Genomic DNA, 23992 nt, shown 5'->3' on the forward strand with positions numbered 1-23992 from the left:
ACCCCCATTTAGATCTTTGACAGGTCGAAAGGAACACCCATGTCCAACAACCCCAATGGCGAGGTTGCTTTGTACGAGGCCGACGGCGGCCACGCCCACGCACCCGATTCCCTCATCCACGCGGAAGACGCCGGCTATCACAAGGGCCTCAAGGCGCGGCAGATCCAGATGATCGCGATCGGCGGCGCCATTGGCACCGGCCTGTTCCTTGGCGCCGGCGGCCGCCTCAACGCGGCCGGCCCCTCCCTGGTGATCGCTTACGCCGTCTGCGGCTTCTTCGCGTTCCTGATCCTCCGGGCGCTGGGCGAACTGGTGCTGCACCGGCCGTCGTCGGGCTCGTTCGTGTCCTACGCCCGCGAGTTCTTTGGTGAGAAGGCCGCCTTCATCTCGGGGTGGTTCTACTGGATCAACTGGGCCACCACCACCATCGTGGACATCACCGCCGTGGCGCTCTACATGAACTTCTTCGGCAAGTACGTCCCGTGGATGGGCGCGGTGCCGCAGTGGACCTGGGCCCTGATCGCGCTGGTCGTGGTTCTTTGCCTCAACCTCGTTTCGGTGAAGGTCTTCGGCGAGCTGGAGTTCTGGTTCGCCCTCATCAAGGTGGCAGCCCTGGGGGCGTTCCTCATCATCGGCACGTACTTTGTCATCTTCGGGACGCCGGTGGACGGGCAGGACGTGGGACTGAGCCTGATCTCGGACAACGGAGGCATCTTCCCCACCGGACTGCTGCCCATGATCATCCTGATGCAGGGTGTGCTGTTCGCCTACGCCTCCATCGAGCTCGTGGGCACCGCCGCCGGTGAAACCGAGAACCCGGAGAAGATCATGCCCAAGGCCATCAATTCGGTGGTGTTCCGCATTGCGGTGTTCTACGTCGGTTCCGTCCTCCTTCTGGCACTGCTGCTTCCCTACACGTCGTACGAGAAGGGCGTCAGCCCGTTCGTGACGTTCTTCGGCTCGCTGGGCATCGAGGGCGTGGACGTCATCATGAACCTGGTGGTCCTCACGGCCGCCCTGTCCTCGCTCAATGCCGGCCTCTACTCCACCGGCCGGATCCTCCGTTCCATGTCCATGGCCGGCTCCGCCCCCAGGTTCGCCGCCCGCATGAACAAGGCAGGTGTCCCTTACGGCGGCATCGCCCTCACGGCGGTGGTTTCGCTGCTGGGCGTCCCGCTGAACTACCTCGTCCCGGCGCAGGCCTTCGAAATCGTGCTGAACGTGGCGTCGGTGGGCATCGTTGTCACGTGGGCCACCATCGTGGTGTGCCAGATCCAGCTGAAACGCTGGGCGGACAGGGGCTGGGTGGAGCGTCCCGCCTTCCGGATGTTCGGTGCGCCCTACACCGGCTACCTCAGCCTGCTGTTCCTGCTGGGCGTGCTGGTCATGGTGTTCATCGATTCCCCGCTTACCTTGCTGGTGACCCTCGTGGCCTGCGCGCTGATGGTGGCGGGCTGGTACTCCTGCCGGAAACGGATCCATGAAATCGCCGAGGTCCGGAACGGATACACGGGCGCCGCGCCCGTGGTGGCCAACAGAACTCCCATCCGATAAGCGACCACCCGCCCGCATTTTCCCCCGGCCCCGCAGTCCCAGACCCCACCAACAACCGACGAAAGCCCGCCATGAACCGACAAGACCTGCTAAGCCCCCAACCCATCGGGGCGTCAACGGAAAACCAGACGACGGACAATTGCGAGGACGGCTGCTTCTTCTGCACCGGACCGGAAACCGACTAGGCGCCACCGGCGCTCCACCCAACACACTCAAACCAACACCCAACCCCAGAAGACAAGCAGAGATGACAACGGAATCCGCATCCACCATGACAGCAACCGACACCACTCCCATCGACGGCGGCGCCATCCATCACCTCGCAGTACAGCCGGCCTCCTCGGCTGACCCCGGAACACTGAACCCCCGCGGCAGGACGGCAGGCTCCGGGACCCTGAAATCCGCCGGGCACGTGATTGTGGATTCCCTCGCAGCCCACGGGGTGGAACGCGCCTACGTTGTTCCCGGCGAAAGCTTCCTGGACGTGCTGGACGGGCTGCACGGCTCCGACATCGACACGGTGGTCTGCCGGCACGAAGGAGGTGCCGCGTACATGGCCGAAGCCGACGGCAAGATGAACCAGCGCCCGGGAGTAGCCATGGTCACCCGGGGCCCCGGCGCGGCCAACGCCCATGTGGGGCTCCACACCGCCTGGCAGGACTCCACCCCCATGCTGCTCTTCGTGGGGCTCATTCCGTTTGCGCACCGTGACCGCGAAGCGTTCCAGGAATTCGACATCAAGGCCTGGTTCGACACCGGGGCGAAGCGCGTCATGGTGCTGGACCACGCCGAGCGGGCGTCCGAGATCGTTGCGGAAGCCATGTTTGCGGCGATGAGCGGGCGGCCCGGTCCTGTCGTCGTTGGCCTTCCGGAGGACATCATCCGGCAGCAGATCGATCCGGCGCTGCACCCGACCATCCCCGTGGCTGCGGGCGGCATGAGCACCACGGATGCCGAAGCCCTCGCCAGTGCCTTGGCTGTTTCCAAGAAGCCGCTGTTTGTCACCGGCGGCAACGACTGGACCCAGGAGGCGGCGGGCCAGCTCACCGGCTGGCTCGAAAAGCACCACATCCCGGCCGCTGCGGAATGGCGCACGCAGGGTACGGTCTCCTTTGATTCGCCGTCCTACGTGGGCCCGATCGGCTACGGACGCCCCCGCCCCACGTATGACCTCCTGGAGGAAACCGACCTGCTCGTCTTTGTCGGGACGGTGCCCGGGGACGTGATCACGGACGGGTTTGTCTGCCGCCAGGACTGGAACAAGCAGAACTTCCTGGTGACCATCGACCCCTCACTGCGCGGCCGGTCGGGGCCCGTCTCACGGCAGATCGTTGCCAAACCGGATGCCTTCGTCCGCGACCTGCTGGGCATCGACCTGCCCGTCAAGGATGAGTGGAAGGCCTGGACGGCAAGGATGCGCTCCGAACAGACTTCCTTTGCCGCCCTGCCGCCGGCCGCGCCGGCTGAGGGGCCCGCCCGGATGGACACACTGATGGCCAACCTGGTCCCGCGGCTGCCTGAGGATGCCATGGTGACGTTCGGGGCAGGCGAGCACACCAACTGGGCGCACCGCTACTTCCCCACCCGCCGTTACGCCTCCATGATCAGCGCCAGGAACGGCTCCATGGGCTACTCCATCCCGTCCGCCATCGCCGCCTCGCTGGCCAGTCCGCAGCGCCGGGTGGTGACCATCGCGGGCGACGGCGAGTTTTTGATGAACGGGCAGGAGCTGGCCACGGCAGCCCAGTACGGGGCCACGCCGCTCATCATCGTGATGGACAACCAGGAATACGGCACGATCCGCACCCACCAGGAACGCCACTACCCGTCCCGGGTGTCGGGGACGCAGCTGAAGAACCCCGACTTCGGCCTCATGGCCAAAGCGTTTGGCGGGTTCGGCGTCACCGTCACCGATGACGAGGGCGTCCCGTCCGCCCTCGACGCCGCGTTCCGGGCCATCGACCGGGACGGGACGTTCGCGCTCATTCACCTGATCGTGGAACAGCGGGTGAAGGCGTACTGACCGGCCGGCGGACTCCGCCCGCCGCCCGCCGGGTGCGGCGGTGGATGACGTACTCGGCCACCGCCACATTGATCAGCCACCCCGCTCCCAGCAGCACTGCCCGCGTGGGCGCATCGCTGGGGCCGGCCAGAAGCAGCCACGCAATACCTACAAGGGCCTGGGTTCCCGCGCCGACGGCGATTGCATAGGCACGCGTCATCCAGGCGCTGTGTCCCGCGAAATCCCGGCGCCTGATGGCGAGGATCCCCAGGACGATGCTCACCAGCATGGCCGAGCCGAAGAACAGCCGCAGCGGGACATCGGTGTAGCCGTCCGGGAGGAGGTAGAAGACGGACATCCACAGTCCGGAGAGAGCTGCGAGCAGGCCGGCCGGAATGAGGACGCGTCCGGCGATGCGGTGCCAGCCGCGCCTGCCGCGGAGCGAGGGAACGAATTGGAACGCTCCGAGCAGGGAGTAGACGGTGACGCTGACAATGTGCGTCACCACGGGGACGGGAGACGCGAAGAAGCGTGCGTTCTGCGGCGTCACCGCTGCACCGGACGACAGCTCGGCCAGCCGGAGTGCTCCGAAAATCACCGGAATGAGGCTGAGCAGGATAAGTCCGGCGGGCACCGGCCAGCGAAGCCGGGGGCGCCGGACAGACGTAGCGGCGGAAGTGATGGTTTCAGTTGACATGGCCGGGCCCTTCGCGGGATAGGTATACGGCGTACACCTCTTGGGAGAGACGATAGGTGTACGCCGTACACTTGTCAAGGAAGTGCGCCGGACCGGTCCACGAGCGGCCGCGCGAGCAGGTTTGTGATGAGTCTCACGCGCAATGAACGGATCCTGGCTTGAGCCGCCGCCGCCCCTCCGGGCATCATGGAAAGGACGGCTGAGAATGCGATTTCACAGCCTCACCAGCCCTTGTTTCCGCGCTGAGGCGCAGGGAATGCAGCGGCTTAGAACGACCCAACCTGGTGGACGCAACGAGGCCAAACCAGTGAGCTCGCCGAGCTGCGCAAGGCCTCTGAGCGTTCACGGATAGACCCGTCCCGGGCTCCGCGCCGACGCGAAGCCCATGACCAAATTGATGAATGAGGCACCGAATAATGACGTTCGAAACCAATCACTCCGTGACCCTTAAGATCTGGGACCGCTCCGCGATCGACCACACACTGGACGCCCTGGTGCACGACATTTCCACGAAGGCCAATGCCCACCGGAACGATGTTGCAGTCACCCTCAGCGGGCCGAATACCTTCACGGTGAGCCTGAACCGCAGCGCCGCCCAGGGCGCCGCTATCTAGCAAAGCCGCAGCCTGGTAAGTCAGGCTCAACACAACGCAAAGCGGACGACGCCGGGATTCTCCCGCCGTCGTCCGCTTTGCGTTTTCGGGGTATTCCGTCAGCGATGGTCCGGAGGGCCACTAGGCATGGGAGTGCTCGGCAAGGAGGGCATCGATCTGCCCGGCTGCCTCCTTCAGGCCTTCCTCCATACCCATCTCCACCATCTGCTGCATCTGCTCTTCGGACTCGAAGGTGGACCTAATGGTCATGCGGGTGCGTCCGCCGAGGTCCTCGAGGGTGACGGTGGCGTGGGCGATCCCCATGGCTTCAACGTGGTCGCCGTTTTCGTCGGCAAACCCGTCGTCGAACTCCAGCTGGTTCGGTGCCTGGATTGTGGTGAATTTCCACCAGCCGCGGGGCTTCTCGCCTTCGGGGGTGGTCATGTAATAGCCGGCCTTACCACCGGGCTGGAAGTCGAACCGTTCAAACGTGGCCGGATAGGCGGGCGGGCCCCACCAGCGCTCCAGCTGGCGCGGGTCTTCCCAGATCTGCCAGACACGCTCGACGCCGGCGTCGAACTCCGCCACGAGGGTCAGGCTGAGGGCCTCGAGATTCTTGGTGGAACTGATAACAGGCATTGCGCAACCTTCCTATCCTTCAGCCAGAATGTCTGCGATCCGCTCGGCGCGCTGCCGCCAGATCGCTTCATACTCGTCAAGCAGCCGGCGGGCTTTCTGCAGGGCTTCACGGTTACCCCGCACGATCTGCTCCCTTCCACGCTTCTCCTTGGTGACCAGGGAAGCGCGCTCCAACACCGCCACGTGCTTCTGTACGGCGGCGAAGCTCATGGCGTAGAGCGCAGCCAGCCCCGAAACGGAATAATCCGCAACGGCCACCCGCCGGACGATGTCCCGGCGGGTGGTATCCGCAAGTGCCTGGAACAGGCGGTCAACGTCGGCATCACTCAACTGATCTACAACCATTTGGTTGTAGATTATGACTGTCGTGTCCGGGTGTCAATGGGTTAGCGCTGTCAACGGGTTAACGCTGTCAACGGGTTAATGCTGGCGGAATCCGGCCCCGTAAGCCGTGCCCGCCATCAGGTCCGCACCGTCGGTACGGAGCCGGGAGCGCAGCGTACCCTTCTTCGGTTCCGTGTCGTAGAGCCCCCTCTTGGCAAGCTCCGGCACCACCAGTTCGGCGAAGTCGTTCAGGGAACCCGGGCTGACCAGCGGGTTGATCATGTAGCCATCCAGCCCCGACGCCGCCGAGTGTTCCTGGATCTGCGAGGCGACATCCTCCGGCGTGCCGATGAACAGCAGGTCCGTTCCGCGCGTGACCTCGGAGAATTTGCGCCGCACGTCCCCCGCGGTCAGCGGCCGGTCCTGCGGCGCCCCCTTGACCACATAGGAGGTGAGTCCGTTGGACGCCGTGGCCAACGGCTCGTCGTCGGCGTACTTGCTGAGGTCGATCCCGGTGTCGCCGGCATAGCTGACCAGCTGCGCCTCCAGGTGGTAGTTGCGCTGCAGTTCCTCGTACTTTTCCTGCGCTTCGATCGCCGTGGGCGCGGTGATGATCCGGGCGAGCGCCATGGAACGGACCTCGCCGGCGGGACGGCCGCCCTCCAGCGCCCTACGGTTGATGTCCGCCAGCCCCGCGGCGATTTCCTGCGGGTCCTTCTTGGGCAGCAGGATCACTTCGGCATGCTTGGCGGCGAATTCGCGGCCCCGGGGAGACCACCCCGCCTGGAACAGGGTGGGGGTCCGCTGCGGCGACGGCGAGGTCAAGGACGGTCCGTCCACGCGGAAATGCTCGCCGTCGTGATTGATCGGCTGGACGGCACCGGGGCGCGCGTACACCTTTTCGCTCTTGCTGCCGACGACGGCGTCGCCCGCCCAGCTGCCTTCCAGCAGTTTGTAGAACACATCCATGAACTCATCGGCGCGGCCGTACCGGTCAGCGTGCTTGAGCATCTCGTCCATGCCGAAGTTCCTGGCCGCACTGGAAAGGTAGGACGTGACGATGTTCCAGCCGATCCGGCCGTTGCTGAGGTGGTCCAGGGTGCCGAAGCGCCGGGCCAGGGAGAACGGGTGCTCATAGGTGGTCGAGGCCGTGATGACGAAAGACAGCCGCTCCGTCAGCGCCGCCAGGGCAGGGACGTAGATGAACGGGTCATTCGCCGGCGCTTCCACGGCCCAGCCGAGGGCGGCGTCGGCAGATCCGCCGTAGACGTCGTAGAGGCCCAGCACGTCGGCGAAGAACAGCGCATCAAGGTTGGCCTGTTCCGCAGTCACTGCCACATCCCGCCAGCGGTCCAGGGAATTTACCCCCAGGCGGTCATCCAACGGGTGCGTCCACAGGCTCGGGGCACCGCCGCAACCGACGCTTGCCTGTTCGTAGAGGGCGAAAAGCAGCGGGGCGGCAGGGGTGCTCAAGGGAATCACTTCGCTTTCGTGGACGGGACAATGTCAAGATACGTGCATCATATACAAGTAAATATGCTTGTGCTGCTCATCACAGTCTGTCAGGATGATTCAAAAGCCGCACGGACGGCTCCTGACGATCGAAGGAAGAGGCATCAAGGCATGGATATTGGAATGAAAAGTGTGCGCAAACTCCGCGTCCACTGGCCCATTGGCGCAGGTTCCCTGAGGCGGCTGGTGGAGGGTGACCTGGAGGTCTTGAAGGCGGACCCGGGCCTCTCGTCACTTTTCGACACACTGGAGTCCTGCCCGGATCTCGGGGACTTCGGGAACTACCGGCACGTCTTCGAATCGAGCCTCGGATTCGAGGGGTTCACGGCCTCGGCCGGAGCAAATCCCACCTTCGGCCGCGCAGACGAAAGAACCTTTTCGCCCACCTTTGTCCTGACCACGTATCTGGACGCCGACCTGTCCGACGAAGCCGTCAGCCGGCTCGTGGAGCGCATGATCGAAGTTCACCCGTGGGAGGTGCCGGTCATCGAACTTTCCGAGCCGGTCCGGGTTTCCACGGCAGCGTCTGTTCGTCCGGCCCTGGGGCGGGCGTCATGACAGTCCAGGCCACCGGGCTCTGGGAAGGATTCCAGTCGTTGCTGTCCGGCCGGTCGTTCACCGATCTGACGCACGCCTTCCACCCCGGCCAGCCACACTTCCCTGCTTTTCCGGACGAACGCAGGACGGCTCTTTTCGACCTGGAAAACGGCGACGGCTTCACGGCACACGTCTACTCCATCGTCGGCCAGTGGGGCACCCATGTCGACCCGCCGTCGCACTTTATCCGGGGCGGGCGCACGCTGGACAACATCCCGGTGGATGAGATGGTGCTGCCCCTGGTGGTGCTGGACATCAGCGCGCGGGCCGTGGGTGACGCTGACGCGACACCCACGCTGGATGACGTCAGCGCATGGGAGGAGCGCAACGGAAGGATTCCGGCGGGCGCGTTCGTGGCGCTCCGGACCGGCTGGAGCAGCCGCTGGCCGGACCCGGAGGCCATGGCGAACCGGGGTCCCGACGGCGTCAGCCACACCCCGGGCTGGTCCCTGGAGGTGCTGTCCTTCCTGGTCGGCGAGCGGAACATCACGGCGATCGGCCACGAGCAGACCGACACGGACCCGGGCAAGGCGACGTCGAACCAGGATTTCAGCCTGGAAACGTACATCCTTGCCCGGGACTGCTGGCAGATAGAGTTGCTCGCCAATCTGGACGGCCTGCCCGAATCAGGGGCTGTACTGGTGGCTACCTGGCCGAAGCCGCAAGGCGGAAGTGGATTCCCGGCCCGGGTCTTCGCGATCCACTGAAGGCAACCCCCTTCCCTCCGGCGCCAGGAACTAAGATCGGATCCATGTCGAAGATCTCCAGCATGGGCCGCGGAATGCAAGTCGTCTTCGCCGTCGGGTCCCGTCACAAGGGCGGGGCGCGGGGCGCGACTGTCGGGGACATCGCCGCAGATCTCGGCAGGGACCGCAGCCAGATCTCCCGCGGGCTGAAGGCCGCCCAGCAGGAGCACTTCCTGCTCCGTGGCGGGCACCGGGAGTATTCGCTGGACTGGGGCCTCTACACGGATGCGCAGTTACTCACTGAGCAAAGGCTCCGCACCGAGGGATTGACGGCGCTGGAGGGGCTGGTCGAGGATACCGGCGAAGGCTGCTTCCTGGGCGTCCTCAACGGGGACAGCACCGTAACCATCGGCGAGCATGTCCCGCCCAACAGCACGATGGTGGGCTCGTGGATCGGCCGGCCCTACCCCGCGTACTGCAGCGACGCCGGCCAGGCGCTGCTGTGGGATTCCAGCGACGCCGAGGTCCGGGCCGTCTTCAGCCATACCGAATTCGTGCGCCATGGCCCCAATACTCCCGCCGATATTGACGACTTCCTTGCCCGCCTGGCCGGGGCGCGGGAGCGCGGATATTCCGTGGTGGATGAAGAGGCGGAGCCTCACCTGTACTCCGTGGCCGTTCCCGTGCGCGACTTCCGCGGCGAGACCATTGCCGCGTTGCAGGTGGTCGGATCAAAGGCGCGGCTGGAGCCGAAGTGCGAAGAAATTGCCGCTGCGGCCCTGAAGTGGGGCGGCCGGCTTGAAGCGGCCCTGGGGCGTCCTAGCTGATTCCGGCACCGCCTGAACCCGCCGCGGCGAGGCGCTTTGCTGCCGAGTGCAGCGCATCGGCAATTTCCCCCGTCCGGAGCTCAACGGCGGCACGGCTGCCCAGGACGGAGAGGGCTGCGCTGACGCTTCCGCCCGGATCCCGCACTGGCACGGCCAGCTCATGGACATCGTGCTCAAACTCCTCGGCCGCCCTGATGAAGCCCTGCGGACGGTCACGTTCCATCAGTTCGCAGACTTCCGGCACGGAATGGGCCGCCCTGGGGCCGCCCACGCCGATGAAGTCCATGCCCTGAAGTAGATTTTCAACCTCGGCTGCCGCGTGGTCCCAGAGGAGGGCACGGCCTGATCCCGTGCACCAGACGGGTGTGACCATGCCCGGTTTCACAAAGCTTCCCAGCACGCCGTCATTGCTCGACGTCCTGAGGAGGATCACCCGGACACCGTCCCGGACTGACAGCCGGGCCCGCAGCCCGAACTCCGCCACGAAAAGTTCCAGCTCGCTCCTGGCCTGGCCGATCCAGCCGACATTGAGGCTGGCCGCGAGCTGGAAGAAGGCCGGACCGGCACGGAACGGTCCGCGTTCCACCCGCTCGAGAATGGCCAGCTCGCACAGCTCCTGGGTAAGCCGGGACACGCGGCTTTGGTCCATCTCCAGCTCGGCGGCGAGCTGCGATACCCCCAGCAGTCCCCTGCCACGCTTCTCACGGTCGACGATCAGCCGGACAATGCGAAGGCCCTGGCCCAGCGATGACGCTTCCGACAATTCCAAGCTGAACCGCTCCCTCTGGTGGACTTCAACGCCCATTCTCACACAGCGCCGGCGGCCCAACACTGGTTGGGCCGCCGGGCCGGCGGGTTGACGCAGGACTGCCGCAGCGGGCTACTTGGCGAGCTGCTGCCGCCGTCCGTACTTGTAGTAGAAGAACGCGTAGCAGGCGCCCACAAACGGAATGCCGAAGTACAGGGCTGCGACCTGGTTCGGGTCGAAAGCGATGCCGATCAGCGAGATGAGGCACAGCGAGAAGGCAAGGATCGGGACCACCGGGAACAACGGCGCCTTGTAGGCGAGGTCGTCGATGTTCCCGCCGTTCCGCACGAAGGCCCGCCGGTGGAAGAAGTGTGAAGCCGTGATGGACATCCAGACCCCCACAACAGCGAACCCGGCGACAGACACCAGCGCGAGATAGACCGATTCCGGAGCAACCACGCTGCTGATGAGCGAAGCCAAGCCGCCGACCATGCTGACGCAGAGGGCGATGAGGGGAATCCCCCGTTTGGTGAGTTTCCGGAATGCCTTCGGCGCGTGCCCTTCCTCGGACAGGGAAAAGAGCATCCTTGCGCAGGAGAACAGGCCGCTGTTTCCGGCGGAGAGCAGTGCGGTGATGATGACGAAGTTCATGATGTCCGCGGCATAGGGAATGCCGATGGACGAAAAGACGGTGACGAAGGGGCTCTCGTCCAGGCCCACCTGGTCAAAGGGGATGGTGGCGGCGATGACAGCGATGGCCCCCACGAAGAAGATCAGCAGGCGGAACACCGTGGTCCGCATTGCCTTGGGAATGCTGGTCTCGGGATTTGCCGTTTCCCCCGCTGCGACGCCGATGAGTTCCGAGCCGGAGAAAGCGTAGAAGACCGCCAGGGCAGTCACCAGGACTCCGGAGAAGCCGTTGGGGAACAGTCCACCCGAGGTGTTGAAGTTCTCGAGCAGGAACGGGTGGGGACCTCCGGCCAGCGGGTGGAACCCCACCAGCGCGGCGCCGCCAAAGGCAATCAGGACGACGATGGCGCCCACCTTGATGATGGAAAACCAGAACTCGGATTCGCCGAAGAACCGCGACGAGACGGCGTTCAGGGCAAACAGTACGGAGGCGAAGATGACGCACCAGACCCACACCTCGATTCCCGGGAACCATCGCTGCATGAGCAGACCGGCGGCGGTGAACTCAGATCCCAGGGCCACGGCCCAGCACAGCCAGTACAGCCAGGCCGTGGTGAAACCGGTGGCCGGACCGATGGACCTGGCAGCGTAGATGTGGAACGCGCCCGAGACCGGATAGGCGATGGCCAGCTCGCCGAGGCAGGCCATAACGAGGTACACGACGAAGGCGCCTACGAGATACGCCAGAACCGCGCCCAGCGGGCCGGCCTGGGAGATCGTGTAGCCCGAACTGAGGAAAAGGCCCGACCCGATGACGCCGCCCATGGCGATCATCACCAGGTGCCGCGGTCCCATGGATCGCTGGAGCCCCGGCGCCGGTCCGCGCCCTGATTCGGCGGGTCCCGATTCAGCTAATGAAGAAGCCTGCGGATCCAAGCGGGTTGTGGAAGAAAGTTCCATGAATTGCTCCCGGGAGAGTAGTCGAGGTGCGAACGGGATGGATGCACCGGAAAGCCTCGGAGGGCGTTGGGGACCAGACCGGCAAACCCAACCACCGTGATGAAAGTAACACCAAAACGCCTTTTTGATCTTTAAAAACATTCCTAGATGCATATATTGCACGATTGTTAAGGGCCGACGATACGTATGGCGTCATCCTTGGTCACTTTGCGTAGTCCTTTGGGCGGAATCACATGGCGGGACGGACACGGAGCGCCCTGAGCATGGAAACACCAAGCAATTCCGAGAGAAGGACACGGCATGACCACCTATGACCTTGCACTGATTGGCTTCGGCGGAGTGAACCGCAGCCTTGCTGAGCTGATCGCCGCCCGCGGGGAAGCACTCCGCGCCGAGCTGGGCTTCGGCCTGCGGGTAGTAGCCATCACGGATCTGCGCCTCGGGTCCCTTGTGGACGCCGGCGGTATTGATCTGTCCATGGCCCTGGCGCTGGGCGGCAACGGCGAAACCTTTGCCCGCCACGGCGGCTCCGCGGAGCCGGATAACGAGGGCGTGATCCGCAACTGCACAGCGGACATCGTCTGCGAGGCCACCTTCACCAATCCCGACGACGGTGAGCCCGCGGTGTCGCACGTCCGCTGGGCGCTGGAGGCGGGCAAGAGCGTGTGCACCACCAACAAGGGGCCCGTGGCGCTTCGGGGCCGGGAACTGGCAGCCCTGGCGGAACAGCACGGTGTCCGTTTCGAGTTTGAAGGTGCCGTCATGAGCGGCACTCCGGTGATCCGGCTTGCCAAGCAGATGTTTGGCGGCCTGCAGCTCAACGGCTTCGAAGGGATCATGAACGGCACCAGCAACTACGTTCTGGGGCGCATGGAAGCCGGCCTTGAACTTGGCGAGGCTGTCCGGGAGGCCCAGGAGCTGGGTTACGCCGAGGCGAATCCCGCCGCGGACCTCGAGGGTTTCGACGTGCAACTGAAGGTGCTGATCCTCGCCAACGAACTGCTTGGCGGGAACCTGCAGCTGAAGGACGTCCACCGGGAGGGAATCTCTGCGCTGACGCCGGAGGATATCCGGGCAGCCGCTTCGGCCGGCCGGCGCTGGAAGCTGATCGGATCCGCCAGGCGGACTCCCGACGGCGGCATCGCGGCAAGCGTCGCACCCCGCGCCGTCGATGTGGCGCACAGCCTTGCCGGCATCTCAGGCGCCACGAACGCGGTTTCGTTCGACACCGATCTGCTGGGCTCCGTGACGGTTTCCGGCCCCGGCGCCGGACGCATCGAGACGGCCTATGCGCTGCTCTCCGACATCATGGCCATCCACAAGGTGGCGGAAGGACTGGCACGTGTCTGAGGCCACCATCCTGCAGGCTGTGCGCGCTCCCCGGCTCCACGAGGTAACCAGTCCCTACGACGGCAGGGTTGTGGGACACGTCCCCGTCACCGATGTCAGCGCTGTTGAAGAAGTGATGGCCGCGGCACGCTCGGGCGCCGCGGCGGCGAAGTCGCTGTCCCGCCATGCCCGCGCCGCCATCCTTTCAACGGCCGCCTCCGACATCGAGCGCAGGAGCGAAGTCTTTGCACAGACCATCGTGGCGGAGGCAGGGAAGACCATCCGCCAGGCACGCAAGGAGGTGCACCGGGCCGTCAACACCCTCCGGCTATCCGCGGAGGAGGCAACGCGGATAGCCGGCGAGATCATCCCCTTCGACGCCTACGCCGGATCGGAGGACCGGACCGGCTGGTTCACACGTGAGCCGTTGGGGATCATTGCGGCCATCACTCCGTTCAACGATCCCCTCAACCTGGTGGCACACAAGGTGGGCCCGGCGATCGCAGGGGGCAACGCCGTCGTACTCAAGCCGTCAGCCCTCACGCCGCTGTCCGCACAGCTGCTGGCCGACGCCCTGTTCGACGCCGGCCTGCTGCCGGGGGTCCTGTCGGTGGTCCACGGCGGGAGGGATGTTGCTGCTGCCATCGTCAGGACCCGGGACGTGCGGATGGTGTCCTTTACCGGCGGGTTCGCGACCGGGGAGGCGATCGCCCGCACGGCCGGGCTGAAGAAGCTCGCCATGGACCTGGGCGGCAACGCACCGGTGATGGTCCTGGACGATGCGGACGTGGACCGCGCGGTGGAATCCTGTGTATCCGGCGCATTCTGGGCTGCGGGGCAGAACTGCGTGGGAGTGCAGAGGGTCCTGGTCCACCGCTCCGTCTACAGCGAATTCCGTGCGAAGTTCCTGGCGGCCACCAGCGTGCTGGTCACCGGCGACCCCGCCGAGGAACGGACGGATGTTGGCCCCATGATTACCCCCGCTGCGGTCCGGGAGGTCCAGCTCAAGATCAGCGGGGCCATTAGCGCCGGCGCGACGATCCTGGCAGGAAACCGGGCGGAGGGAAATGTCCTGCTGCCTACGGTCCTGGAGTCTGTCCCGGAGGATTGCCGCCTCTGGCAGGAGGAAGTCTTCGGACCGGTGGTGATGCTCAAGGCTTTCAGCACCTGCGCCGAAGCCATCGAACTGGCGAACTCCATCGAGTTCAGCCTGCATGCGGGCATCTTCACCCGCTCGCTCGCGTCGGCCATGGGTGCGGCACGGGATCTGGAGGCGGGCGGAGTGATGATCAATGACTCCTCCGATTACAGGTTTGACGGCATGCCGTTCGGCGGGTCCAAGTACGGCAGCATGGGCCGCGAAGGCGTCCGGTTCGCCCTTGAGGAGATGACGCAGCCCAAGGTGGTCTGCATCAGAAGCTAGCGAGGCAGCAGGCCTAAGGCCTGGCTGTTCCGGGCATGTCGGCTCCGGGCCCGTCGGCTCCCCGCCGCCGGATGACGTTGGACAGGGTCAGCGCCGTGACGGTATCGCCCACGCCGGGCAGCGCCGCGATCTGCTCCCAGATCTCCTGGACCCTGTCCAGCGATCGTGCCTCCAGCCTCACCAGCAGGTCAAAGTCGCCGCTCAGGACATCGCAGAGGACCACTTCGGGAATGGTCCGCAGCGCTGCCAGGACGTCGGCACCCCGCATGCGGTCCTTGCGGTAAATCATGAGGAATGCGGAAACCATGCTCTGGCCCACGCTGCCCGCCACGATCGTGTAGCCCTGGATGTAGCCCTGCCGCTCCAGGCGGTCAACACGCTGCCGCACGGCGTTTCGGGACAAAAGCACCCTGCCGGCCAGTTCGGCATGGGACACCCGGGCGTTCTTTGTGAGTTCCGCAAGGATCTTCTGGTCGATGTGATCCAAACCCGCCCCGCCCATCCCTACCCTCCGCCGCAATCATCAGTTCACCCTTGCCCCTCGGACCGGGTGCGCTGATGCCGTAGCCAGAAAGGCTCCGCAGAAATGATACGTCCACACCGGGACAATCAGGCGCCCGCCGCCATCACCTGCATTCTCTTCGACATGGACGGGACGCTTCTGGACTCCGCACCGGGGGTGATGGACAGCGCCGCCCGGGCGCTCAGGGCGGTGAATGCCCCCGTCCCTCCGCACCGGGAACTGCTCAAGTATGTCGGACCGCCAATGTACGAGTCGTTCAGGCACAGCGCCGGCCTGGACGAAGCAACCGCCCGGGACGCGCTCCGGCACTACCGCGCAGCCTACGCCGAAACAGGGGCCCTGCAATCCGGCCTTTTCGGCGGTATTGACAGCCTCTTGGATCAACTGGCTCTGTTGCGGTGTCCGATGGCGGTGGCAACGTCCAAGGTGGAGGATCAGGCGGTCCGGCTGGCCCGCGCCTTTGGGATTGACCGTCACTTCGCTGACATCTGCGGTGCCTCCGACTCAGCCGGAAGGGCTTCCAAGGAGGATGTGATTGCCGAATCGCTGGCACGGCTCGACGCACAGGGGGTGGACATCTCCGGCGCGGTCATGGTGGGCGACCGGAGCTACGATGTTGCCGGAGCGGCCGCACACCGGATCCCTACGATTTTTGTCTCGTGGGGCTACGGGGAACCATCGGAGGCCCGTGAAGCCTCGGCTGTTGCAGAGACGCCCGATATTCTTGGGCGGCTGCTATCCGCCGGCGTCGCCGTCAGCTGAGCGTGTCGTGAATCAAGCGGCTGCGGGTTTCCCGGCGTGCTGGCACACTGGGCAGATGAAAGAGTCGCCGTCCCCTGCCCGACGGCCCGGAATCCGGGCGGCCATGTTTGTCGACTTCGACAACGTATACACGGGGTTACTGGCCCTCGATCCGCTCGCGGCCAAGCGTTTCGCCGAGGATCCCAAACACTGGGCGGATGCCTTGTCCGCCGGCGGCTCCGCCGAAAGTTCCCGCCGCTTCCTGATCAGAAACTGTTACCTGAACCCGGTGGTGTACTCGAAGTACCGGACGTACTGGACCCGTGCCGGTTTCCGGGTGATCGACTGCCCGTCGCTGACGCAGCGCGGGAAGTCCAGCACCGACATCAACCTGGTGCTGGATGCGATGGACGCGCTGTCCGGCAGCGCAGGCATTGACGAGTTCTTCATCGCCTCGGCAGATGCTGATTTCACGTCCCTCATCCAGCGCTTTCGGGCGGCGGACAAGATGACCACGGTCATCGCCGCCGGCGCCGTGGCCTTCGCCTACCGCGAGATGGCGGACAGCGTGGTGGAGTCCCACGACTTCGTGGCGATCCTGAACGGCACCACCGGGGAGCCAATCCACGCTGTGGCCTCTGTCCAGCCGCTGCAGGCACAGGCGGCGGCGAAGGCAAAACCCAAGGCAAAATCGAAGACCGTTTCCGCCGCGGTCCGGGAGGTCTGCGATTTCGTCCGGGCTGCCCCGGGTCCTGTTGTCGGAGCCATGGTGGCCCACCGTGCACTCACGGCGGACCCATCCCTGAAAACAGACTGGGGCGGGTACGGAAAATTCGGGACCTGGGTGGCCCAGATCGGCAACGGTGTTGAATACTCCCCCTCACGGGGCGGCTGGGTCTGGGACACTCACAGGTTTTCCAGTGACGACCTGCCTGCGGATGCCGATGTCGAGCCCGGCATCGAGGAACGGGTCACCAGGGTGACGGACGTGCCCGCACTCTCCGAGGCGCAGTTCCGGCAGCTATTCCAGGCGTTGGCGTCACGGCTTCGCGAACAGCCGGTCAACCGCAACGAGCTCTCTCGGCTCGTCCGGGATGACTGCGTCACCGCCGGCCAGCCGGTGTCCCGCGGTGCGGTGAACTTTGTGGTCCAGGGTCTGGGTTACGTCAATTACCAGCTCAATGAAAATGCGACGGCGGAGGGGCTTGCGGCTGCCTGGACCGAGAACGTGGAAGAGCTCTGCCGTGTGGCGCTGATGGAGTTCGACGACGGCGAGAAGGCGGCGCTGCGCCGCTGGGCCAGCGGCGGCTACCTGGACGCCTAGTTCCCCTGCGGCGGGCGCGCCGGTGAGAGGACGACGGCAGGGAGGAGTCGCCGTCGTCCGTCCCGGTCTTCCTTGCCTTACGCCGTCCCTAGGTACCGCGGTCAGGCCCTGCTTCGGCGCGTGACGGCGCCGTAGATGCCCAGCACAATCACGGCGCCCAGAATAGCCAGCAGCCAGGTCCTGAGATCGAAGAACTCAGCGAGGCCGCCGCCGAAGACCAGCGAACCGATCCATCCGCCAAGGATGGCACCGACCACACCCAGAACCATCGTGACTACCCAGCCGCCGCCCTGCCTGCCGGGAAGTATGGCCTTTGCGATAGCTCCCGCGATCAAGCCGAGCAGGAGAAATCCGAGAATTCCCATGACGAGCTTCCTTCCGAATGAGAGAACCGCATACCTGCGGCAGGAGCAGGGATTCCTGCTGGGCGGGTCATGCCCCTTGCCTGCTGCCCTCCGCGGTCCGGGTTGCCGGCACCTGCCGGTGAGTGGATTCTAGGGAGTGTCCTACGGCCTGTCACGAGTGGCCGCCACCCGAATATGCGGCCGCACACGCGCACCGCCGTCACCAACTACCCGCGGACCGCGCCTGAGGCCCAAATACCCTAGTGGGTATGCCTGCTGAACCATAGCCTTGGCTTCTGGAAAAGGAGGCCGAGGATGCCCGTTTGCGGAATCGAAATCGGCGGTGGGTTCGGGCGGGGCGGACGGTGGATGGCTTGCGCCGTGGCCGCCCTGCTGGCGCTGGCGGGATGCTCGTCCGGAGGCGGGACGCCGGGTGACACTCCCTCAGGCGGGACACCAACCGCGACAGCCACTGCGCCGCCTGCGTCCTCATCAAGCGGGCCTGGAACAACGGGGTTTCCCAACGCGGTCTTCACGGACCAGGAACTCGTGGCGATCATCAACGGATTAGCTCAGAACCGGGGCGTGCAGTTTCCCACGGCGCAGGACTCCGCCCGCCAGCGAAGCGGAGCCTCGAGCGGCACCTTCCCCGAGGTCAGCACCGCAACCACACCCAGCGAGTGCATCAGCCTCGTCCCCCAAAACCCCTTCAGCCGCTGGGCCGACAAGGGCGTGAACTTCGCCGAGGGCGCCATGCCGATGGGTGCGCAGTCGGGACCGGCCACCACCATCATGATCACACTGCGAAGCGCGGAAAAGGATGCCATCGCCAAGGCCGATTTCGGCTACATGGACGATCCGGCATCCCGTTGCGGCCAGTTTGACCTGGCATCAACGGAGTCCGGCCGCACCTCAACGTACGCCGTCCAGCTCTTGGCTGCTCCCCCGATCGGCGAAAAACAGCACGGCTTGATGCAGACCACGAAACCGAAGGGCCCGGGGGATTACGGCTCGGTGGTTCTGCGGGTGCTTGCAGGAACGCTCTCCATCACGCTGAGTCTCGCTGTCGCCGAGCTCAACTCCGAGGCCGACGCGAAGCCGGCCCTCGACTCCATGGCCGCCTTGGCGAAGGAACTCATCGACCAGGCCGTGACAAAGCCTCCGACAGTTGCCGCGCCGCCGCCCAACTCCCGCACCGCCGATGATCTCGTGGCGCTGTTCAAGGGCGTCACCGGGCCGGACGGAAGTCCCGTGGCATTGCCCGGCGCCTCGGTCATCGGCCCGGCGCCCGGCTCCTCCGCGGGCCCTTCGCTGCAGGGGCCGGTGCCTCCGTGCACCTACAACGACGAAGCATATTACGGCTCGCTCCCGGGCGCGGTCCTCGGCCAGGGGCAGATCCAGGGTGCCAGCAAGATGGATTACACCGAGTTCAGCGTGATCAGCATGACGACGACGGCGGCGCCGCCTTATCCCTTTGACACCCGGGCCGCTGCACTCCGGGAGTGCACGACGATCCAGGAGGTCGGTTTTGGCGGCGGCTCGCGCGAGTGGTCGGCCGTTTCGAAGCTGAACACAACCATTGCCGCCGACTCAAGCTACGCCGTCGCCTATCAGTTGCCGGACGGGACAGGCGAATGGCACGTCAGGGCCGGCGCGCGCAAGGGGACGTTGTCGGTGGAGGCCAATACCAAGACGTCCTCGCAGGCTGAAGCCCAGGCCACCGCGGACGGGCTGGCCACTTTCTTTGGCAATGTGTTCTCCCATGCCGGGCTGTAGAGCCTTCACTCATGATGAGGGCCGTGCGACCCCTCCATCCGGAACCACATGCAAAGGGATTTCACCGCTGGCATCCTCCGGCGCCTCCGGCGGCTGTGGCTTGTAGACCCAGGCCACCAGCACCACTGAGATGATCATCAGCAGGAACCACGAAACCAGCTTGTCGGGCGAGACCATGTGCCAGCCGTCCACCTGGTTGGGGTAAAGCCAGGCCCCCGACCAGGTGGCGATGTTCTCCGCAATCCAGATGAACAGCGCCACCAGCAGGAACGCCAGGACCAACGGCATCCGGAAGGTCCGGCGGAAGACACGGAAGTGCATGATGCACCGCCCAAAGACGATCACGACGGCGGCCAGCAGCACCCAGCGGGCATCCCAGATGTAGTGGTGGGTAAAGAAGTTCACGTAGACGGCCGCGGCAACGACCGCGGTGATCCACCGCCGCGGGTACCGGCCGAAGCGCAGGTCGAAGAGCCGGTAGACGCGCACCATATAGGAGCCGACCGCCGCGTACATAAAGCCGCTGAAGAGCGGCACCGCACCGATGCGCAGGAAACCGTCGGCCTCATAGGACCACGAGCCGACGTCGGTCTTGAACAGCTCCATCACAGTCCCCACGATGTGGAACAGGACGATAACCCTCAGCTCGCGGACAGTTTCCAGCCGTGTGGCCACCATGAGGATCTGGATGACGACGGCGGCGAGGGTCAGGAAGTCGTTCCTGGCCAAAGCGGCATTGTCCGGATACCACAGGCGTGCCGCCAGGAGCACGGCGAGGAGCGCGGCACCAAAGATGCATGCCCAGCCCTGCTTGAGGCCGAAGACCACGAACTCGGTGAGCCTGGAGCGGGCGCCACCGGCTGGCCCTTTGTCCAGGAATCGGTGGGCACGCTGATCGATCAAGAGCTCTACGGATGTGAAACTCCGCACTGATATACCTCGTTCCCCCGCCACGAGTGGCAATGTTGATTTCCCCGCCGGATTGAGCCGGACCACGGGGCGTTTCAGAACCTAGGCCGGGCTGAGCCGGCCCAGGCAGTAGTTCTTGGGCCAGTGGCGGACCCGCCGCGGCAGCCGCGGATAGACCATGGCGGACCACCGCATGGTGCGGTCGAACCAGCGGCCGTGACGCTCGCTCCACGGCAGTCCGAAGCCCCGCCGGAGCTTGTCCGGCAGGAGGCCTGCGGTGATGAAGCGGGCCAGCGGCATGGCAAGGCGCTGCCACAGCAGGGGGTCCTCCGGATAGAGCAGGCTGCGCGCCACGCGTGACGTGACGTCGTCGGCTTCCAGCCCCTCCAGCGAGGTCTTCCAGTAGCTTCCGAACGCCTTGCGGTCCGCCGGCCATAGTTCCGCGGGAAGCTGGAGGGCGGTGCCGAGTCTCGCGTAGTCCCGGTACATGAGGTCTGCGGCGTCGTCGTCCAGCGCTCCGTAGACTCTTTCGTAAACAGTGACGGCGGTGTCGTACAGGGTTGCCACCACCCAGAGCTGGGACTGCGCGTCGAAGGCGTTGTAGCCGGCGGAACCGGCATCGGGTTTGCGGCGGACGGGGCCGTGGGCACGGTTAACGCGGCGACGCACCGCCGCCACCTGCTCCTCGGTGCCGTAGACAACGGCATATACGTAGGTGAGGGTGGCGCGAAGACGGTCCAGCGGACGCTCGGCAAAGTTGCTGTGCTCGGCGACGCCGTGACCCACCGCCGGGTTCGCGATCTGCAGCAGAATTGCCCGCCCTGCCCCGGCCAGCAGAACGCCTTCTGCTCCCATGTCGGCAAGTCCACGCACCATGCCCACACACTACCCGAGAGCCGCCCCCCAGCGTCGCCGCGTATAGCCTTGGACCAGGAGGCACCATGACTGTTCGAAGCGCAGGGATTTTGCTGTACCGGGGGGATCCCGCGGCTCAACTGGAGGTGTGGATAGCCCATATGGGCGGACCTTTCTGGGCCCGCAAGGACGAACACGCGTGGTCCGTCCCGAAGGGTGAATACCCTGAGGATGAGGATGCCCTGACGGCCGCCCGGCGCGAGTTCGCAGAGGAAATGGGCACCCCGGCACCGCCGGCTGACTACATCGAGCTAGGTTCCTTCCGGCAGCCGTCCGGCAAGGTCATCACCGTGTTCGCAGCCGAGTGGGACTTCCAGCCCGAACGTATTGAGAGCAACACTTTCCCGCTGGAATGGCCCAGGGGCTCCGGCGTCATCAGGCATTATCCCGAGATCGACGACGCCCGGTGGTTCAATGAGCCGGAGGCGCGCACCAAGCTCGTGAAAGGCCAGCTTCCCATCCTTGACGCCCTCGTTCAGCGTCTCCGGGACAGCGCTTCCTGAGGTGACGCGGACTCACGGGACGCTCCGCCGTCGTCCTTAATCACTTTTTTGGCTTGGAACTCTTGGGCGCCTTCGGCGGCAGTGCGGCGACGTGCGCCAGCGCCCGGGCCAGCCACGGCTCGATCTCTTCCGGCGGGCCCTGGACCGGCAGCCCCGCATAGCCGCCCATGGGCCGTTCGGCCGAGATGAATGGCAGGGTTTCCCGGCTCGTCATCAGCTCGTCGCGGTCAGCATCCGCGAGCTTCAGTCCCAGGGTGGAGCCGTAAAGCCCCGCGAACATGTTTCCGTTGACGAAGGCGCCGAGGTTTCCGAACATCGGCTTGATCTCGATGCCCGGCAGCCCTGCCATCAGTGCCCTGAACTGCTCTTTGTCAGCCTCAGTGGCTTTGGCCATTTCCATGAAGGCGCCTTCCGGTCCGGGGTCTTCATTATCACCCCGGCCCGGCACAGCCGGGCCCCTGAGAGAATGAGCCCATGGAGATCGCCCTGGGACTGTTGGTTCTCGTGGCCGTTGTTTGCGCCGGCAGCGCACTGGGCCGGAAACTCAACGTGTCCGTACCCCTGCTGCTGGTGCTGGCCGGCGTCGCGGGTTCTTTCCTCCCCTTCGTCCCGCGCATTGAACTGAATCCGGAACTTGTCCTCGTCGGGCTGTTGCCGCCGCTGCTGTACGCAGCCGCGTTGCGGACCTCGCTGTTCGATTTCGGTTCCAACCGGCGCGCCATCGGATTGCTTTCGGTGGGCTACGTCATTTTCGGAACCCTCAGCGTGGGCTTTGTGGTCTGGTGGCTGTTCCCGGAGATCCCGCTGGCCGCCGCGATCGCCCTCGGCGCCGTCGTCGCCCCGCCTGACGCCGTGGCCGCGACCGCCATCGCCCGGAAAGTGGGAATGCCGCGCCGGATTGTCACCATCCTCGAAGGCGAATCCCTGGTCAACGATGCCACCGCGCTGGTGTGCCTCCGCGCCGCCATCGCGGCGATTGCCGGGTCCGTGTCCGTGGCCGGGATCGCCGGCGGTTTCCTGCTCGCGGCCGGCGGCGGGCTGGTGGTGGGCCTCGCCGCCGCTTACGTGCTGACCGAGCTCCGCAAGCGGATCCGGAACGTCCCGATCAACACCTCGACGTCGTTGATAGCCCCGTTCGTCGCTTACCTCCCGGCCGAGGCGATCCACGCTTCCGGGGTGCTCGCCGTCGTCGTCACCGGGCTCGTAATGGGCACCAAGGCGCCGTCCATGCCCAACGGCGCCGCCCGGCTGAGCCAGCGCAGCAACTGGAACACGGTGCAGTTCCTGCTGGAAAACTCCGTGTTCCTGCTGATCGGGCTGCAGGTCCGGACCATCATCGAGGGCGTCCAGGATGATTCGCTGGGCGCCGGCCGGATCTGGGCCGGCTGCGCCGTGATCCTGCTTGCGGTGCTGCTGTTGCGGCCGGTGTGGGTCTTCCCGGCGACCTACCTGCCCCGGCTGATCCCGGCCGTGCGGCGAAACGATCCGGCGCCGCCGTGGCAGTTCGCCGCGATCGTGTCCTGGGCGGGGATGCGCGGGGTGGTAACGCTGGCCGCGGTGCTTGTGCTGCCCGCGGAACTGGAACACCGGCCGGTGCTGATCCTGGCCGCGATGGTGGTGGTGGGCGGGACCCTCACGCTACAGGGGTTCACCCTGCCTGCGCTGGTCCGGCTGCTCCGGGTGCAGGGTCCGGACCAGCGGGAGGACGCCTTGAACCAGGCCTCCCTCATGCAGTTGGCCACCGCCGCGGGGGTGCAACGGCTGCAGGAACTGCGCAGCGACGATGACCCGCCGGAGGTGGTGTCCATGCTGAAGCGGCGGACCCAGGAACGCGGGCTGGCGGCCTGGGAGCGGCTCGGCCGGCCGACGTCGGAGGCCGCGACCCCGAGCCAGCGCTACGCCCAGCTGCGGCTGGCCATGCTGGAAGCGGAACGGGCCAAGGTGCTGGAGCTGCGGCGCGGCGGCGAGTACGCGCACGAAGTACTCAGCGAGGTCCTGGACCGCCTGGACGTTGAGGAATCGATGTTGGACGTCTCGTTGGATGAGTTGGACGCTTCCGGCGAGGGCGGCGGGGAGGGCATCGCGAGGCCGGGCGGGGTGTGCGGCCATCTGGAGTCCGCGCCGGACGCGGAGGTACCGCGCGAGCCGTTCTGCGCGGACTGCCGCCGGGAAGGGACGACGACGGTGCACCTCAGGATGTGCCTGGCCTGCGGAAACGTGGGGTGCTGCGACTCCTCCCCCGGAACACATGCGTCCAGGCACTTCGAGGCCACCGGCCACCCGGTGATGCGAAGTATCGAGCCGGGTGAAGACTGGCGCTGGTGCTACGAGGACGACCTGCTGGGGTGAAGCGGATTCCATCACTTACGGCCGGATCGCGTCTTTGGCCAACGGACAAACAGTGGGCAAACAGCTGGGAAACCGGGGCCGGGAAAG

The 23992-nt window shown here is 65.7% G+C and carries 24 protein-coding genes; 13 read left to right on the top strand and 11 right to left on the bottom strand.

Features of this window, described 5'->3' with window-relative positions; translation table 11 throughout:
• The first annotated feature begins 39 nt into the window (after positions 1 to 39).
• Positions 40 to 1554, top strand: a complete 1515-nt coding sequence (locus ACSQ12_RS18400; RefSeq protein WP_011693374.1) for an amino acid permease — start codon at positions 40 to 42, stop codon at positions 1552 to 1554.
• Positions 1555 to 1801: 247 nt separating this feature from the next.
• On the top strand, positions 1802 to 3577 hold the full coding sequence (locus ACSQ12_RS18405) for a thiamine pyrophosphate-dependent enzyme (RefSeq protein ID WP_436066385.1): 1776 nt from the start codon (positions 1802 to 1804) through the stop codon (positions 3575 to 3577).
• Here ACSQ12_RS18405 and ACSQ12_RS18410 read toward each other — a convergent pair.
• The gene (locus ACSQ12_RS18410) at positions 3537 to 4253 is read right to left on the bottom strand and encodes a DUF2306 domain-containing protein (RefSeq protein WP_436066386.1); all 717 of its coding nucleotides are present in this window, start codon (positions 4251 to 4253) and stop codon (positions 3537 to 3539) included. The genes ACSQ12_RS18405 and ACSQ12_RS18410 overlap by 41 nt on opposite strands.
• Positions 4254 to 4669: 416 nt before the next feature.
• Between ACSQ12_RS18410 and ACSQ12_RS18415 the strand changes: the two genes are divergently transcribed.
• Positions 4670 to 4867: a hypothetical protein gene (locus tag ACSQ12_RS18415; RefSeq protein WP_436066387.1), complete on the top strand. Its 198-nt coding sequence runs from the start codon at positions 4670 to 4672 to the stop codon at positions 4865 to 4867.
• 120 nt (positions 4868 to 4987) lie between these two features.
• Here the strand turns inward: ACSQ12_RS18415 and ACSQ12_RS18420 are convergent, their stop codons facing one another.
• The 3 genes from ACSQ12_RS18420 to ACSQ12_RS18430 form a co-directional block, all read right to left on the bottom strand.
• On the bottom strand, positions 4988 to 5485 hold the full coding sequence (locus ACSQ12_RS18420) for an SRPBCC family protein (RefSeq protein ID WP_436066388.1): 498 nt from the start codon (positions 5483 to 5485) through the stop codon (positions 4988 to 4990).
• Positions 5486 to 5497: 12 nt separating this feature from the next.
• A complete protein-coding gene (locus ACSQ12_RS18425; protein WP_011693378.1) occupies positions 5498 to 5830 on the bottom strand; it encodes an ArsR/SmtB family transcription factor in 333 nt (110 codons plus the stop codon).
• A gap of 75 nt (positions 5831 to 5905) precedes the next feature.
• Positions 5906 to 7282 (bottom strand): NtaA/DmoA family FMN-dependent monooxygenase, encoded by a 1377-nt coding sequence (locus tag ACSQ12_RS18430; RefSeq protein WP_436066389.1) that lies wholly within the window; start codon positions 7280 to 7282, stop codon positions 5906 to 5908.
• Positions 7283 to 7444: 162 nt separating this feature from the next.
• On the opposite strand from ACSQ12_RS18430, the gene ACSQ12_RS18435 reads away from it, so the two are divergent.
• From ACSQ12_RS18435 to ACSQ12_RS18445, 3 genes are read left to right on the top strand one after another with little or no spacing between them, the layout of a single operon-like run.
• Positions 7445 to 7879, top strand: coding sequence for a hypothetical protein (locus ACSQ12_RS18435; protein WP_307864368.1), 435 nt, complete (start codon positions 7445 to 7447; stop codon positions 7877 to 7879).
• Positions 7876 to 8625 (top strand): cyclase family protein, encoded by a 750-nt coding sequence (locus tag ACSQ12_RS18440; protein WP_436066390.1) that lies wholly within the window; start codon positions 7876 to 7878, stop codon positions 8623 to 8625. Before ACSQ12_RS18435 ends, ACSQ12_RS18440 begins: the two co-directional genes overlap by 4 nt.
• A gap of 44 nt (positions 8626 to 8669) precedes the next feature.
• On the top strand, positions 8670 to 9431 hold the full coding sequence (locus tag ACSQ12_RS18445) for an IclR family transcriptional regulator (protein WP_436066391.1): 762 nt from the start codon (positions 8670 to 8672) through the stop codon (positions 9429 to 9431).
• Here ACSQ12_RS18445 and ACSQ12_RS18450 read toward each other — a convergent pair.
• Both ACSQ12_RS18450 and ACSQ12_RS18455 read right to left on the bottom strand, forming a co-directional pair.
• Entirely contained in the window at positions 9424 to 10200 is a 777-nt protein-coding gene (locus ACSQ12_RS18450) for an IclR family transcriptional regulator (RefSeq protein ID WP_436066392.1), read from the bottom strand. The genes ACSQ12_RS18445 and ACSQ12_RS18450 overlap by 8 nt on opposite strands.
• Positions 10201 to 10311: 111 nt before the next feature.
• Positions 10312 to 11769 (bottom strand): amino acid permease, encoded by a 1458-nt coding sequence (locus ACSQ12_RS18455; protein ID WP_436066393.1) that lies wholly within the window; start codon positions 11767 to 11769, stop codon positions 10312 to 10314.
• Positions 11770 to 12069: 300 nt separating this feature from the next.
• Here ACSQ12_RS18455 and ACSQ12_RS18460 point away from each other — a divergent pair, with 300 nt between their 5' ends.
• Together ACSQ12_RS18460 and ACSQ12_RS18465 are read left to right on the top strand one after the other, a co-directional pair.
• Positions 12070 to 13119, top strand: coding sequence for a homoserine dehydrogenase (locus ACSQ12_RS18460; RefSeq protein ID WP_436066394.1), 1050 nt, complete (start codon positions 12070 to 12072; stop codon positions 13117 to 13119).
• A complete protein-coding gene (locus tag ACSQ12_RS18465) occupies positions 13112 to 14521 on the top strand; it encodes an aldehyde dehydrogenase family protein (protein WP_436066395.1) in 1410 nt (469 codons plus the stop codon). Before ACSQ12_RS18460 ends, ACSQ12_RS18465 begins: the two co-directional genes overlap by 8 nt.
• Before the next feature lie 13 nt (positions 14522 to 14534).
• Here ACSQ12_RS18465 and ACSQ12_RS18470 read toward each other — a convergent pair whose 3' ends face one another.
• A complete protein-coding gene (locus tag ACSQ12_RS18470; RefSeq protein WP_436066396.1) occupies positions 14535 to 15008 on the bottom strand; it encodes an Lrp/AsnC family transcriptional regulator in 474 nt (157 codons plus the stop codon).
• A gap of 99 nt (positions 15009 to 15107) precedes the next feature.
• Between ACSQ12_RS18470 and ACSQ12_RS18475 the strand changes: the two genes are divergently transcribed.
• Together ACSQ12_RS18475 and ACSQ12_RS18480 are read left to right on the top strand one after the other, a co-directional pair.
• On the top strand, positions 15108 to 15806 hold the full coding sequence (locus ACSQ12_RS18475; RefSeq protein ID WP_436066397.1) for an HAD hydrolase-like protein: 699 nt from the start codon (positions 15108 to 15110) through the stop codon (positions 15804 to 15806).
• A gap of 103 nt (positions 15807 to 15909) precedes the next feature.
• A complete protein-coding gene (locus ACSQ12_RS18480; protein ID WP_436066398.1) occupies positions 15910 to 17109 on the top strand; it encodes an NYN domain-containing protein in 1200 nt (399 codons plus the stop codon).
• Positions 17110 to 17210: 101 nt separating this feature from the next.
• Here the strand turns inward: ACSQ12_RS18480 and ACSQ12_RS18485 are convergent, their stop codons facing one another.
• A complete protein-coding gene (locus tag ACSQ12_RS18485) occupies positions 17211 to 17474 on the bottom strand; it encodes a GlsB/YeaQ/YmgE family stress response membrane protein (RefSeq protein ID WP_043484223.1) in 264 nt (87 codons plus the stop codon).
• A gap of 564 nt (positions 17475 to 18038) precedes the next feature.
• Between ACSQ12_RS18485 and ACSQ12_RS18490 the strand changes: the two genes are divergently transcribed.
• Entirely contained in the window at positions 18039 to 19229 is a 1191-nt protein-coding gene (locus ACSQ12_RS18490; RefSeq protein WP_436066399.1) for a hypothetical protein, read from the top strand.
• Between the two features lie 9 nt (positions 19230 to 19238).
• On the opposite strand, the gene ACSQ12_RS18495 is transcribed toward ACSQ12_RS18490, so the two are convergent.
• Both ACSQ12_RS18495 and ACSQ12_RS18500 read right to left on the bottom strand, forming a co-directional pair.
• Positions 19239 to 20159 (bottom strand): DUF817 domain-containing protein, encoded by a 921-nt coding sequence (locus ACSQ12_RS18495; RefSeq protein ID WP_436066400.1) that lies wholly within the window; start codon positions 20157 to 20159, stop codon positions 19239 to 19241.
• A gap of 81 nt (positions 20160 to 20240) precedes the next feature.
• Positions 20241 to 21014, bottom strand: a complete 774-nt coding sequence (locus ACSQ12_RS18500; RefSeq protein ID WP_436066401.1) for an oxygenase MpaB family protein — start codon at positions 21012 to 21014, stop codon at positions 20241 to 20243.
• 65 nt (positions 21015 to 21079) lie between these two features.
• Here ACSQ12_RS18500 and ACSQ12_RS18505 point away from each other — a divergent pair, with 65 nt between their 5' ends.
• Complete coding sequence (locus tag ACSQ12_RS18505; protein WP_436066402.1) at positions 21080 to 21556, top strand: NUDIX domain-containing protein; 477 nt, start codon at positions 21080 to 21082, stop codon at positions 21554 to 21556.
• A 40-nt stretch (positions 21557 to 21596) separates the two neighbouring features.
• Here the strand turns inward: ACSQ12_RS18505 and ACSQ12_RS18510 are convergent, their stop codons facing one another.
• Complete coding sequence (locus ACSQ12_RS18510; RefSeq protein ID WP_436066403.1) at positions 21597 to 21956, bottom strand: TfoX/Sxy family protein; 360 nt, start codon at positions 21954 to 21956, stop codon at positions 21597 to 21599.
• Positions 21957 to 22030: 74 nt separating this feature from the next.
• Between ACSQ12_RS18510 and ACSQ12_RS18515 the strand changes: the two genes are divergently transcribed.
• Complete coding sequence (locus ACSQ12_RS18515) at positions 22031 to 23905, top strand: Na+/H+ antiporter (protein ID WP_436066404.1); 1875 nt, start codon at positions 22031 to 22033, stop codon at positions 23903 to 23905.
• Positions 23906 to 23992: the final 87 nt, after the last annotated feature.

This window comes from Arthrobacter sp. LjRoot14 (assembly GCF_964253905.1).
Taxonomy (GTDB): domain Bacteria; phylum Actinomycetota; class Actinomycetes; order Actinomycetales; family Micrococcaceae; genus Arthrobacter.